The sequence below is a fragment of the Catenuloplanes atrovinosus genome (genome assembly GCF_031458235.1).
In the GTDB taxonomy this organism is placed as follows: Bacteria; Actinomycetota; Actinomycetes; order Mycobacteriales; family Micromonosporaceae; genus Catenuloplanes; species Catenuloplanes atrovinosus.
The window spans coordinates 4,099,403-4,112,764 of the sequence record NZ_JAVDYB010000001.1 but is presented as its reverse complement, the minus strand read 5'-3'; the positions used below and the strand labels follow the sequence as shown (position 1 = coordinate 4,112,764).

The 13,362-nt window shown below is 72.9% G+C and carries 8 protein-coding genes and 1 pseudogene; 6 read left to right on the top strand and 3 right to left on the bottom strand.

Annotated features, from left to right (window positions below):
- Positions 1–19: 19 nt before the first annotated feature.
- A complete protein-coding gene (locus tag J2S41_RS18480; protein WP_310369128.1) occupies positions 20–1,789 on the bottom strand; it encodes a flavin-containing monooxygenase in 1,770 nt (589 codons plus the stop codon).
- 189 nt (positions 1,790–1,978) lie between these two features.
- Here J2S41_RS18480 and J2S41_RS18475 point away from each other — a divergent pair, with 189 nt between their 5' ends.
- Both J2S41_RS18475 and J2S41_RS18470 read left to right on the top strand, forming a co-directional pair.
- On the top strand, positions 1,979–5,335 hold the full coding sequence (locus tag J2S41_RS18475; RefSeq protein WP_310369127.1) for a 3-keto-alpha-glucoside-1,2-lyase-like domain-containing protein: 3,357 nt from the start codon (positions 1,979–1,981) through the stop codon (positions 5,333–5,335).
- Between the two features lie 96 nt (positions 5,336–5,431).
- Complete coding sequence (locus tag J2S41_RS18470) at positions 5,432–6,406, top strand: serine hydrolase domain-containing protein (RefSeq protein ID WP_310369126.1); 975 nt, start codon at positions 5,432–5,434, stop codon at positions 6,404–6,406.
- On the opposite strand, the gene J2S41_RS18465 is transcribed toward J2S41_RS18470, so the two are convergent.
- Positions 6,399–7,037, bottom strand: coding sequence for a cation efflux transmembrane domain-containing protein (locus J2S41_RS18465; RefSeq protein WP_310369125.1), 639 nt, complete (start codon positions 7,035–7,037; stop codon positions 6,399–6,401). The two genes, J2S41_RS18470 and J2S41_RS18465, sit on opposite strands and share 8 nt — an antisense overlap.
- Positions 7,037–7,150 (bottom strand): annotated as a pseudogene (locus J2S41_RS18460) (transcriptional regulator); the annotation flags it as partial. The pseudogene J2S41_RS18460 and the gene J2S41_RS18465, both read right to left, overlap by 1 nt.
- Positions 7,151–7,294: 144 nt before the next feature.
- On the opposite strand from J2S41_RS18460, the gene J2S41_RS18455 reads away from it, so the two are divergent.
- The 4 genes from J2S41_RS18455 to J2S41_RS18440 all read left to right on the top strand — a co-directional run bounded on the left by J2S41_RS18455 (position 7,295) and on the right by J2S41_RS18440 (position 13,358).
- Positions 7,295–7,996, top strand: coding sequence for a response regulator transcription factor (locus J2S41_RS18455; RefSeq protein ID WP_310369124.1), 702 nt, complete (start codon positions 7,295–7,297; stop codon positions 7,994–7,996).
- A complete protein-coding gene (locus J2S41_RS18450) occupies positions 7,993–9,402 on the top strand; it encodes a sensor histidine kinase (protein WP_310369123.1) in 1,410 nt (469 codons plus the stop codon). Before J2S41_RS18455 ends, J2S41_RS18450 begins: the two co-directional genes overlap by 4 nt.
- Before the next feature lie 110 nt (positions 9,403–9,512).
- On the top strand, positions 9,513–11,387 hold the full coding sequence (locus J2S41_RS18445; RefSeq protein WP_310369122.1) for a phosphatase PAP2 family protein: 1,875 nt from the start codon (positions 9,513–9,515) through the stop codon (positions 11,385–11,387).
- Positions 11,388–11,747: 360 nt separating this feature from the next.
- Entirely contained in the window at positions 11,748–13,358 is a 1,611-nt protein-coding gene (locus J2S41_RS18440) for a methyl-accepting chemotaxis protein (RefSeq protein ID WP_310369121.1), read from the top strand.
- The last annotated feature ends 4 nt before the right edge of the window (positions 13,359–13,362 follow it).

Sequence of the window (13,362 nt, the reverse complement as noted above, 5' to 3'; positions counted from 1 at the left end):
CGCCGGGCCATGCCCATGGTCAGGACACCAGCACCTCGCCGAAGCGGTCGTCGGCGCGCCAGCGGCGCAGCAACTCGTGGAACGCGACCGGCCCGGGCCCGTAGGAGTCGTTGACCGGCCGCGGCCGGCCCTCGTTGTTGTAGTACCCGGGCGTGCACGCGGCCTGGAACGCGACCGTGTCCGGCGCGACCCGGCGGATGGTGGCCACCCAGGCCGCCTCCGCCTCCGCGGCCGGCTCGATCCGGCGCGCGCCGCGCCGGCCGGCCTCGGCGACCACCGCGCCGATGTGGATCGCCTGCTCGTGCAGCAGATGCACGAAGTTGACGGAGTTCGCGTTCTGCAGCGCGCCCAGGTGGAACAGGTTCGGATAGCCGTGGCTGTAGAAGCCGTGCAGCGTGCGCGGTCCCCGCGCCCAGGCCCGCAGCAGCGGTACGCCGTCGCGGCCGAGGACCGGCAGGGTGCCGGAGACGACGCCGGAGACGCCGGTCTCGAAGCCGGTGGCGAAGATGACGCAGTCCACCTCGAACTCGGTGTCGCCGACCACGACCGCGTTCCCGGTCATCCGGGTGATCCCGCCGGTGTCCGCGGTGTCGACCAGCGTGACGTTGGGCCGGTTGAACGTGGGCAGGTAGGTGTCGCTGAACCCCGGCCGCTTGCACATGTACCGGTACCAGGGCTTGAGCTTCTCCGCGACCACCGGATCGCTGACCACCTCCTCGATCCGGGCGCGGATCGCGTTCATCTTCACGAAGTCCGCCAGTTCGAGTTCCTCGTCCGTCATGGCGGCCCGCGTACCGGTCAGGTAGGTGGTTTGCAGGTGGCCGGTGCCGGTCCAGCCGTCACCGACGAGGTCGGTGTCGGTGTGCCCGCCGCTGACGATGGTGAGGAAGTTGTCCATCCGCTCGCGCTGCCAGCCCGGCTTCAGCCCCGCGGTCCAGTCCGGCGGCAGCGGCCGGTTGTCGCGCACGTCCACCGAGGACGGCGTGCGCTGGAAGACGTAGAGCTGCCCCGCGTCCCGGCCGAGGTGCGGGATGACCTGGATGCCGGTCGCGCCGGTGCCGACCACCCCGACCCGCTTGCCGGCGAGCTCGCGCAGACCGCCGTTCGCGTCGCCGCCGGTGTAGGCGTAGTCCCAGCGGCTGGTGTGGAACGTGTGCCCGCGGAAGGTCTCGATGCCGGGGATGCCCGGCAGCTTCGGCTGCGTCAGCGTGCCCGGTGAGACGACCACGTACCGGGCCCGGAAGTCGTCGCCGCGGTCCGTGCGCACCTGCCACTGCGCCGCCTCGGCGTCCCAGCGCAGCTCGGTGACGCGGGTGTGGAACAGCGTGTCGCGGTAGAGGCCGGCGTGCTCGGCGAGCGCGATCGCGTGGCGGCGGATCTCCTCGCCGGGGGAGTAGCGCCAGGCCGGTACGGTACCGACCTCCTCCAGCAGCGGCAGGTAGATCGACGATTCGATGTCGCAGTGGATGCCGGGGTAGCGGTTCCAGTACCAGGTGCCGCCGACGTCGCCGGCCTCGTCGATCAGGCGGATGCCGGCGAGGCCGGCCCGGCGCAGTTCCGCGCCGGTCAGCAGCCCGCCGAACCCGGCGCCCACGATCACCGCGTCCACCCGGTCGTGCACCGCGGCCCGGTCGGCGCGCGGGGTGTACGGGTCGGTGGCGTAGTAGCCGAACTCGCCGGCCGCCCGCCGATACTGCCCGGCACCCTCCGGCCGCAGCCGGCGATCGCGCTCGCGCCGGTACCTGGCACGCAGCGCGTCGGGGTCGAAACCGAGATCATCGCGGGTCATTCGTGGCCTTTCGCGTCGGATCTCCGGGTTCGTCAAGCCAACCGATCACGCCGGTTTAAGTCAACTGACTCAATCGGCGAGTCAATACTGGAAACAAACTTTTAAATAATCGTGTGAAAGTTCTGGACGAGCGAGCAAAAGCGTCCTAGCGTCTCGGGCATCGATTTCTGTCGACGTCTGGACGGTCCGATGAAGAAGACACCGCTCGTGCTCCTCGCCGTCACCACGCTCGCGGGCCTGTTGCCCGCGCTCCCCGCCGCCGCTGCCGCCGTTCCCCCGCAGGAGCCCGGCGTCACGCTCCGCACGTTCGACCTGCAGACCGCGCGCGACTCGATCTGCACGCTCAAGCCCGGTCAGACCCCGAACGTCGACAAGCGACTGCCGACGATCAACTGGACCACCGCCGCCGACTTCGGACTGGAGGACCGCTTCCAGTCCGAGGTGACCGGCAACGTCAACGTCACCGCCGCGGGCGCCTACGCCTTCCGCCTGACCAGCGACGACGGCTCGCGGCTGCTGATCGACGGCACGACCGTGATCAACAACGACGGCGCGCACGGCCCGACCCCGGTGGAGGGCACGATCACGCTGTCCACCGGCTATCACGCGCTGCACCTCGACTACTTCGAGCGCGACGGCGGCCAGCAGCTGACGCTGGAGTGGCGCCCGCCGGGCGCGGGCGCGTTCACGGTCGTCCCGGAGAGCGCGCTGAGCACGGACGCGGGCGTGGTGCGGGTGACCGCGCCGGGCCGCAAGGAGTGCGAGAGCACCGGGGACAGCCCGGGCGACGGCCTGCCGCTGACCGGCGTGCACCCCGGCTACACGCTCACCAACCTGCGGCCGGCCGGCTTCAACCCGCAGGTGAGCGCGATGGACTGGTACCCGGACGGGCGCCTGGCCATCGCCACCTGGGGCGGCAGCGACACCACGGCCGGCGAGGTCTACGTGCTCAGCGGCGTCACAGGGAACACCTCGCCGAGCCAGGTCACCTACCGGAGGATCGCCACCGGGCTGCGCGAGCCGATGGGCTTGAAGATCGTCGACGGTAAGATCTACGTGTCGCAGAAGCACGAGCTGACCGAGCTCAACGACACCAACGGCGACGGCGCGATCGACCAGTACCGGCGCGTCGCCACCTGGCCGTTCGACGGCAACTTCCACGAGTTCGCGTTCGGTCTGCTCTACCAGGACGGGTTCTTCTACCTGAACCTGTCCGTCTCGATCAACCTGGGCGGCGCGACCACCGACCCGCAGGGCTCGCCGAACCGCGGCACCACGCTCAAGATCAATAGATCCACCGGCGCGGTGCAGTACATCGCGGGCGGGCTGCGTACCCCCAACGGGTTGAACTTCGGCCCGGAGGGCGACATCTTCGTGCTGGACAACCAGGGCGGCTGGCTGCCGTCGTCGAAGCTGGTGCAGGTCAAGCAGGACCGGTTCTTCGGCCACTACACCAACCCGGACGGGCCGTTCGACCTTCAGCCGGTCACCCAGCCGGTGCTGTGGCTGCCGCAGAACGAGATCGCGAACTCGCCGAGCACGCCGCTGATGCTCAACTCCGGGCCGTACGCGGGACAGCTGCTCTTCGGTGACGTCACCTACGGCGGCGTGCAGCGCGCCTACCTGGAGAAGGTCGGCGGTCAGTACCAGGGCGCGGTCTTCCGCCTGACCCAGGGCCTGGAGATGGGCGTGCTGCGGATCAGCCAGGGGCCGGACGGCGCGATCTACGCCGGCGGGCTCGGCGCCGGCGGCAACTGGGGCCAGGAGGGCAAGCTCACCTACGGCCTGCAGAAGCTGACGCCGAACGGCGCGAGCGTCTTCGACATCAAGGCGATGCGGGCGATCCCGGACGGCTTCGAGCTGGAGTACACCCAGCCGGTCTCGGACGCCACCGCCGCGCAACTGGCCTCCCGCTACCGGGCCAAGCAGTGGCGGTACGTCCCGACGCCGGACTACGGCGGCCCGAAGGTCGACGAGGAGTCGCTCACCGTCGCCTCCGCCACGCTCTCGGCCGACCGCCTGAAGGTCACGCTCAAGCTGGCCGGCCTCAAGCCCGGCCGGGTCGTGCACGTGCGCTCGCCGCGCCCGTTCACCTCCACCGCCAACCAGTCGCTGTGGAGCACCGAGGCCTGGTACACGCTGAACAGCCTGGCCGACGGCAGCACGCTCAAGTCCTCCGTGGTGGAGGCGGAGTGGTCCGGGCTCACCGGCAGCACCGCCGTCGCGACCGACCACCCCGGCTACACCGGCAGCGGCTTCTCGGCGGGGCACGGCGCGGCCGGCTCGGCGACCACGTTCACGGTGAACGTGCCGTCCGCGGGCGCCTACCCGATCTCGCTGCGCTACAGCAACGGGCCCAACCCCTCCCAGATGACCAAGACCCTCAGCCTGTACGTCAACGGGGCGCGGGTGAAACAGGTCAGCCTGCCCAGCACCGCGAACTGGGACACCTGGGCGACGCTGGCCGACTCCGTGACGTTGCGCGCGGGCGCCAACGCGGTCTCCTACCGGGTCGACACCGGCGACTCCGGGCACGTCAACCTGGACAGCCTCACCGTCGGCGGCACGGCCGCGCCCGGCAACCGGACCGGGACGATCACCGGGATCGGCGGCAAGTGCCTTGACGTGGAGAACGCGAACATCGCGGACGGTGCCAAGGTCCAGCTGCACACCTGCAACAACTCGACCGCGCAGAGCTGGACGCGGGAGGGTGACACGCTGCGCGCGCTCGGCAAGTGCCTGGACGTGGACAACTCCGGCACCGCCGACGGCACCCGGGTGCAGCTCTACACCTGCAACAACAGCGCCGCGCAGGTGTGGCAGGCCCGGGCCGACGGTGCGCTGGTCAACCCGCAGTCCGGCAAGGTGCTCGACGCGGCCGGCGGGTCGAGCGCGGACGGCACCCCGGTGCAGCTGTGGACCTGGGCGAACGTGGCACAGCAGCGCTGGACGCACAACGGCCCGAGCCGGATCACGCTCTTCGACGGCGGGAGCCTGAACGCGTTCCGCAACGCCGACGGCAGCGCGGTCACCTGGCCGGTCTCCGGCGGCTCGGCCGAGGTGCTCGGCGGCGACATCCGGACCAAGCAGACGTTCGGCGACTTCACGCTGCACGTCGAGTTCTGGCTGCCGAACCTGCCCGCCACCGTGACCGGGCAGGCCCGCGCTAACAGCGGCGTCTATCTGCAGGACCGGTACGAGGTGCAGGTGCTCGACTCGTACGGGAAGGCGTCGCCGGCCAACGACGACTGCGCGGCCATCTACCAGAAGGCGGTGCCCACCGCCAACGCCGCCACCGCGCCGGAGACGTGGCAGTCCTACGACATCACGTTCCGCGCGGCCCGCTGGAACGGCACCACGAAGACGGAGAACGCCCGCGTCACCGTGGTGTGGAACGGCGTCACCGTGCACAACAACGTCGCCATCGACGGCCCGACCGGCGCCGGCGCCGCGGAGAGCCCGGCCGCGCTGCCGATCCGCCTCCAGGACCACGGCGACCCCGGCGCGAACGTGCGCTACCGCAACATCTGGATCGAACCGGCCTGATGTGATCGCGGCCCGCTCCCGTACCCCCCGGGGGGCGGGCCGCCGCCGGCGGAAAACGCGGTGCGCCACCGCGTCCGCATTTGTACGCTGCGTGACGTGGACGACCTGGTGGTGCCGGCGGAGTTCAGCGGCGTGGTCTCGGTGGACCGGGCCGGTGAGCCGTCGCTGCGGCGGGCCTACGGCCTGGCGAACCGCGCGGACGAGCGGCCGAACCGGGTGGACACCCGCTTCGCGATCGCCAGCGGCTCCAAGGGATTCGTGGCGGTCGCGGCGCTGAGCCTGATCGAGTCCGGCGAGCTGCGGCGGGACACCACGGCCCGGTCGCTGCTGGGCGCGGACCTGCCGCTGATCGCGGCCGACGTGACGGTGGAACACCTGCTGGCGCACCGGTCCGGCATCGGCGACTACCTCGACGAGTACGAGAACGAGAACGACGACGTCACGGCGCACGTGCTGAGCGAGCCGGTGCACCGGCTGGACCGTACCGACGCGTTCCTGCCCATGCTGGACGGCCTCCCGACCGTGTTCGGAGCGGGGGAGCGGTTCCGGTACTGCAACGGCGGATACGTGGTGCTGGCGCTCATCCTGGAGCGCGCGAGCGGCGTGCCGTTCCACGACCTGATCGACGCGCGCGTGTTCCGCCCGGCGGGGATGGCCGGCACCGCGTACCTCCGCTCGGACGAACTGCCGTCGAACACGGCGGTCGGCTACCTGTACCGGGACGGCCCGCGCAGCAACGTGCTGCACCTGCCGGTGCGCGGCAACGGGGACGGCGGCGCGTACAGCACGGCGGCGGACATCAGCACGTTCTGGCGCGCGCTGTTCGGCGGCGTCCTGGTCTCACCGGCGTCCGTCGCCGAGCTGGTCCGCCCGCACACCGCCCGGGCCGACGGCGACTTCGGGTACGGACTCGGTTTCTGGCTGCGCCCGGACGGGCGGATCCAGCTGGAGGGCCAGGACGCGGGCGTGTCATTCCGGTCCGTCCACGACCCGGCGACGGCCACCACCTGGACCGTCCTCTGCAACTGGTCGGACGGCGCCTGGCCGGTCGCCCGCGCGATCATCACCTGACCGGCGCGCAGTGCCCGTCGGCGCAGCAGGCGTCGCCGCGCCAGGCGTCGCGTCCCTCCTTGACCGCGACCGCCGCGATCACCAGCGCGGCGACCGGGTCGGCCCAGGACCAGCCGAGAAGGCTGTTCAGCGCGAGACCGGCGAGCAGGACCGCGGACAGGTACGTGCACAGCAGCGTCTGCCTGGAGTCGGCGACCGCGCTGCGCGAGCCGAGTTCGCGGCCGGCGCGGCGCTGCGCGTACGACAGGCCCGGCATGACCACCAGCGACGCCGCGGCGAGCAGCAGGCCGGCCGTGGAGTGCGCGGCCTCGGCGCCACCGAGCAGCGCGCGGGCCGACTCGACGGTGACGTACGCCGCGAGCGCGAAGAACGAGACCGCGATGACGCGCAGCGCCGTCCGCTCCCGGGCCCGCGGGTCGCGGCCGGCGAACTGCCAGGCGACCGCGGCGGCGGAGGAGACCTCGATGACCGAGTCGAGGCCGAAGCCGATCAGCGCGGTGGACCCGGCCGCATAGCCCGCGCCGATCGCGATCACGGCCTCGGCGACGTTGTAGCCGATGGTGGCCGCGACCAGCAGCCGGATGCGGCGGGTGAGCGTGGCACGGCGCGGGGCCAGCGGCAGCGTCGTCATCAGCAGCAGCCCTCCGCGCCGGCGTCCGGGCAGGCCGCCGGGTCCACGGCCAGGACCAGCCCGAGCAGGTCGCCGCTGTATTCAGGGAACGGTGAATCGCCACGTTCGCCGCGGGGCAAGGAGGGCGCGGTGACGCCACCGGTTCCTGACCCCCGGGCAGGTGACCGTCAAGGAACCGTCAAGATCGGTGAGGGCCGGCCGTCAAGGTGGGCGGCGAGGCTGAGCGGGACCACGCGGACGCAGACGGAGGACGGCGAATGGCTGACACCGGTGACCGGGACCGCGTGCTCGTGGTCGACGACGACCCGGGCATCCGCGGTCTGCTGACCTCCGCGCTGCGGTTCGCCGGCTACGACGTGGACACCGCGGCCGACATCCCGCAGGCACTGGAGCGGGTGGCGGCCGGCCTGCCCGACGTCATCGTGCTCGACGTGATGCTGCCCGGCGGCACCGGCTTCGACGTGCTCACGCTGCTGCGGTCGCGGTCGATCGGGGTGCCGGTGCTGTTCCTCACCGCGCGGGACGCGGTCGAGGACCGGGTGCGCGGCCTGCAGCTGGGCGGCGACGACTACGTGGTCAAGCCGTTCAGCGTGGTGGAGATCGGGGCGCGGATCGAGGCGCTGCTGCGCCGCTCGCGCGGCACGGCGGTGCCGGCCGGTGCCGCCCTGACCTTCCACGACCTCTCGCTGGACCCGCAGCGTCACGAGGTGCGCCGCGGCGACCGCCCGGTGCACCTGTCGCCGACCGAGTTCAAGCTGCTGCACCTGCTCATCACGCACCCGGGGCAGGTGCTGTCCAAGGCGCAGATCCTCGAGGCGGTCTGGCAGTACGACTTCGGCGGCGACTCGGTCGTGGTGGAGCGGTTCATCTCCAACCTGCGCCGCAAGGTCGACGACGGGCACGAACCGCTGATCCACACGGTACGCGGCGTCGGCTACTCACTCCGGCACGCGCGATGAGCCGCCGCTGGCGGGCCGGCATCCGCGGCCGGCTGCTCGCGGGCTTCCTGATGCTGTTCGTGGCCGCGCTCGGCGTCAGCGCCGTGATCACTGCGGTGCTGGTCAACGACTACCTCTTCGAGCGGTCCGTGGCCAAGCTGCGCGACGACGAACGGCGGATCGCCACGCTGGTCGAGTCCGGCCCGCAGACGGTGAACGCGGACCAGTTCGAGACCATGCTCGGCCCGCCGCTCGGCATCATGGGCCTGGACGGCGGCGGCCGCATCCTGTTCGCGATCGGCACCAGCGCCGGGCGGGAGTACGAACTGGCCCGGCTCGCCGGCGCCGGCGCGCCCGGGGACATCCTGGTGACCGAGGACGCGGCCGTGGCCGTGCTGGTCGACACGCCCGGCATGCGGATCGTCCACGCCGACCGGAACGCGGACGAGGTCGCGCACCTGATCCTGGTCAACGACGCGAGCGTCGACCGCGCGACCATCGCCGGGTTCGCCGGCAGCATGGCGGCGATCGCGCTGGTCGCCGTGGTGGTGCTGATGGCGCTGACCATGGTGGTGTTGCACATCGGCCTGCGCCCGCTGGCCGAGATGGCGCAGGCCGCGGACGCGATCGCGAACGGGTCCCGCGACGAGCGGCTGCCGGTCTCGGACCACGGCACCGAGACCGACGTGCTGGCCGCGGCCGTGAACCGGGCCTTCGACGCGCAGGCGCGCGCGGAGGACCGGGCGCGCACGTTCGCCGCGGACGCCTCGCACGAGCTGCGTACTCCGCTCGCCACCGTCTCCGGCTGGCTGGAGCTGTACCGGCAGGGCGGGCTCAGCGGCGACGACGTCGAGCAGGCCGTGGCCCGGATCGAGGACGAGGTGGGCCGGATCCGGCTGCTGGTCGACGAGCTGGGGCTGCTGGCCCGGCTGGACACCGGCCGGCCGCTGGACAGCCGCCCGCTGGACGTGGCCGCGCTGGCCGGAAGCGTGGTCGAGGACGCCCAGGTGATCCACCCCGGGCTGGACATCGCGCTGGCGGCACCGCCGGACCGGCCCCCGGTCAGCGGCGACGCGGCCCGCCTGCAACAGGTGCTGCGCAACCTGGTCGGCAACGCGGTCCAGCACAACCCGCCCGGCACCCGGGTACGGCTCACGCTCCGCCGCGACGGCGACGACCTGCGGGTGGACGTCGCCGACGACGGCTCCGGCATCCCCGCGGCCGACCTGCCCCGGCTGTTCGACCGCTTCTGGCGCGCCGAGGCCAGCCGCAGCCGCGAGTACGGCGGCTCGGGCCTGGGCCTGGCGATCGTCCAGGCCATCGTGCGCGCGCACGGCGGCCGGGTGACCGTGGAGTCCGAGGTGGGCCACGGCACCACGGTGAGCCTGTTCCTGCCGGTGGGGACCGCGCCGGAGCCGCCGCGCTGAGCAGCGGTGCGGCCACAGTTCACGGTGCGACAAGATCGCGTTCGCGCGCCGGACGCCCGCCCGCACCAGCATGACGGCGACCTGAATCGCCATTCAGCAGGAGAAACCCCATGAACGTGAGCCGTCGCGCGGTGCTGCGCGCCACCGCCGTCACCTCGGCCGGACTCGTCGCCGGGCCGACCGCGGCGAGTCTGCTGACCGGCTCCCCGGCCTCGGCCGCCGCCACGCTGCCCGGCGTCGAGCCGTTCATCGCCACCTACCGGACCAACGTGGCCGCCGACCTCACCGTGACGGGTAACGCCGCGGTGCGCATCCTCTCCGGCATGCAGCGGGTGTGGCGCACCGGCACCGCCTGGAACACCGGCACGGTGCTGGACCACGCGGTGCAGCGCGCCAACATGCGCCACGTCGTCAAGATCACCCGAGCTCGCACGCCGGAGCAGGCCGCGCGCGCGTTCATCCAGGACCGGCAGCACCAGAGCTACGCCGCGACCGCCGGCCTCGGCCCGCTCGCGCCGATCTACCGGGAGGGCGCGCTCGCGGTCACCGGCATCACGTCCGCGCCGGACGGCACGCCGCCCACCAAGATCGACGACGCGGTCCCGGCGGGCGCGCCGGCCGGTGCGGCGCTCGGCGCCGGCTCGCCGTCCTCCGCCCTCGGCCAGGTGGTCACGCTGGTCAACACGCTGCGCGGCCCGTTCTCCTCCGGCAACCCGAGCAAGACGGCCTACCAGTACCCGCGCCCGTGGCGAATGACCGAGTCCGGCCAGGTCGTGGACACCGGCAAGGTCGACGAGCTGGGCTACCCGGTGTACGACTCGCCGGTCACGGTCGCCGCCCAGCTGCTCCGGCAGCGCAGCACCACGCCGGCCGACGACGGCGGCATGCCCAGCGGCCACGCCAACGCGTTCCACCTGGCCGCGCTCGCCTACGCGTACGCGATCCCGGAGCGCTTCCAGGAACTGGTGACCGCGGCGCTGGACCTGGCCGACACCCGCATCGTCTCCGGCATGCACTCGCCGCTCGACGTGATCGGCGGTCGCGTCCTCGCCACCGCGCTCGCCGCGGCCATCCTCGGCGACCCGGCGAACGCCGCGCTCAAGGCCCAGGCCCGCGAGCAGGCCCGCGCCTACCTCACCGCCCGCGTCGGCGCGGACCTGCACGGGTACGCGCACGGCGGCACCACCGCCACCGACCCGTACGCGGACCGGGCCGCCAACGCGCGGATCGCGCTGCCGAAGCTGACCTACGACCTGCCCCGGACCGGCGTGCGTGGCGTGCCGATGGTGGTGCCCGCCGGCGCGGAGGTGCTCCTGGAGACGCGCCTGCCGTACCTGACCGCGGAGCAGCGCCGCGAGGTCCTGCGCACCACCGCGATCGAGTCCGGCCACCCGCTGCTGGACGGCCCGGAGCTCTGGGGACGGCTCAACCTGTTCGCGGCGGCGGACGGCTACGGCGCGTTCGACCGTACCGTGGAGGTGGTCATGGACGCGGCGGCCGGCGGCTTCGCCGCGGCGGACGCCTGGCGCAACGACATCGGCGGCCGGGGTGGCCTGGTCAAGTCCGGCACCGGCGCGCTCACGCTGACCGGCGACAACGACTACCGCGGCGGTACGCACCTGCGGGCCGGCGCGCTGATCGCCGCTGCCGCGTCCGCGCTCGGCCGCGGCGACGTGACCGTGACCGGCGGCGAGCTGCGGGTGGCGGGCGCGCTGCGGGTGCGCGGCGAGTTCGTCCAGCGCGGCGGCACGCTCACCGTGCCGGCGCGCGCCGGCCGCGGCGCGATCGTCACGGTGGACGACGAGGCCGACCTCGGCGGCGTCCTCACCGTCGACGACCGCTCCGCCGCCGGCCGCCGCCCGATCGAGCTGACCGTGCTGCGCGCCCGCCACGTGCGGGGCCGGTTCGCCCGGGTCGTCTCCGCGGCCGGCCGCCGGGTCACCGTGGACCACGGCCGTACCGCCGTCACGGTCCGCCTGCACTGACGTGCGCCGCCACGGCCCGCGGACGGTGACCATCGCCGCCCGCGGGCCGTGGCGCCACCGGCGGGCGTCGATGCCGGCCAGGAACCGCGCCCGGCCGTCGTGCCCGGGAAGTCCCGCCGCGACCTGCGCGCGGGCGCCGGACCGCCGGTGCCCTCGAAGACCAGCGGCGTCGCCGGCCGCCACGGTTCCCGGGCGAGCCGGGCGGCGGCCCACGGGTGCGCGTCGATCGCGTCGAACACCCGCGGCGCGACCGCCCGGACCGCCTCCGCGGCCCCTCGCCGCCCGCCAGGCCCGCCACCGCGCGGAAATCCCTCAACCGGGCCGTCCGCCGGACGATGGGGATTCGGCAGGCTCAGTGACGTGAGGGGAACGACCATGCCGGCAGGCAAGAGCGGGAACTGGTTCGCCGACCTGCGGGTCAACACGAAGATCCTGTCGATCGTCGTGGCGATGGCGCTGGCCGCGGTGGCCATCGCCTACACCGGTTTCACGCGGATCCAGGCGCTGGACCGGGAGAGCCGGGCGCTGTACACCGACAGCGTCGACCCGCTGGTCCAACTGGCCGCGATCTACCAGCCGTTCCAGGGCATCCGCGGCCGGGTGCTGGAGTACGGCGTGGCGTCCACCGCGACCCGCGCCGACCTCAAGCAGGAGATCGACGAGCGGGTGACCCGGGTGACCGACGGCATCGAGGCGTACCGGCCGTACGCGGCGGACCCGGCGCAGATCGACGCGTTCGTCGACAACTTCCAGCGGTTCCTGGACGCCTCGCAGAACACGCTGATCCCGCTGGCCGACCGCGGCGACACGGCCGGGTTCGCCACCGAGTACCGCGACAACGTGCTGCCGCTGATCTCGGACGCCGCGGACGCGATGGACGCGGAGAACGCGGCCCAGTCGGAGAAGGCCAGGAAGCAGGCGGACGACAACTCCGCGGTGGCCGCCACGGCGCAGCGGCTGGTCGTCATCGTGCTGCTGATCGGGCTGATCGTGGCGATCGCGCTCGCGCTGTACGTCGCCCGGCTGATCGTCCGGCCGCTCGCCCACGTGCAGGCGTCGCTGGAGGCGATGGAACGCGGCGACCTCACGGTCGTGGCGGACGTGACCAGCCGGGACGAGGTCGGCCGGATGGCGGGGATGCTCACCCGCGCACAGGCCCAGCTGCGCGAGGTCATCGGCTCGGTCGGCGGCGCCGCGCACGGCCTCGCCGCTGCCGCGGAGGAGACCTCGGCGATCGCGAACCAGATCGCCAAGAACGCGGAGGAGGCCTCCACCCAGGCCCGCCTGGTGTCCGCCGCGTCGGAGGAGGTGTCGCAGGGCGTGACCACGGTCGCGGCCGGCTCGGAGGAGATGGGCGCCGCGATCGGTGAGATCGCGCAGAGCGCCGGCGCGGCCGCGGAGGTCGCGGGTCAGGCCGTGGCCGTGGCCGAGTCGACCAACCAGACCATCGCCACGCTCGGCGAGTCCTCCCGCCAGATCGGCGACGTCATCAAGGTCATCACCGCCATCGCCGAACAGACCAACCTGCTCGCCCTCAACGCCACCATCGAAGCCGCCCGCGCCGGCGAGGCCGGCAAAGGCTTCGCCGTCGTCGCCACCGAGGTCAAAGACCTCGCCCAGGAGACCGCCCGCGCCACCGAGGACATCTCCCGCCGCGTCGAGGCCATCCAGGCCGACAGCAACCAGGCCGTCACCGCCATCCAGGAGATCGCCGAAGTCATCGGCCGCATCAACGACTACACCACCACCATCGCCTCCGCCGTCGAAGAACAATCCGCCACCACCGCCGAGATGAACCGCAACGTCACCGAGGCCGCCAACGCCACCGGCCAGATCAGCGCCAGCATCGACAGCGTCGCGGAGAACGCGCGGACCACCGCGGAGTCGGTGGCGGACGCGCAGCGCTCCGCCGCCGAGCTCTCCCGGATGTCGAACGAGCTGCAGGCCTCGGTGTCCCGCTTCGTCTACTGACGGC

Excerpts from the sequence above, each read along its gene's own strand:
- J2S41_RS18455 (WP_310369124.1), top strand. The coding sequence starts at position 7,295 with ATGGCTGACACCGGTGACCGGGACCGCGTGCTCGTGGTCGACGACGAC.
- J2S41_RS18450 (WP_310369123.1), top strand. The coding sequence starts at position 7,993 with ATGAGCCGCCGCTGGCGGGCCGGCATCCGCGGCCGGCTGCTCGCGGGC.
- J2S41_RS18465 (WP_310369125.1), bottom strand. The coding sequence starts at position 7,037 with ATGACGACGCTGCCGCTGGCCCCGCGCCGTGCCACGCTCACCCGCCGC.
- J2S41_RS18445 (WP_310369122.1), top strand. The coding sequence starts at position 9,513 with ATGAACGTGAGCCGTCGCGCGGTGCTGCGCGCCACCGCCGTCACCTCG.
- J2S41_RS18480 (WP_310369128.1), bottom strand. The coding sequence starts at position 1,789 with ATGACCCGCGATGATCTCGGTTTCGACCCCGACGCGCTGCGTGCCAGG.
- J2S41_RS18475 (WP_310369127.1), top strand. The coding sequence starts at position 1,979 with ATGAAGAAGACACCGCTCGTGCTCCTCGCCGTCACCACGCTCGCGGGC.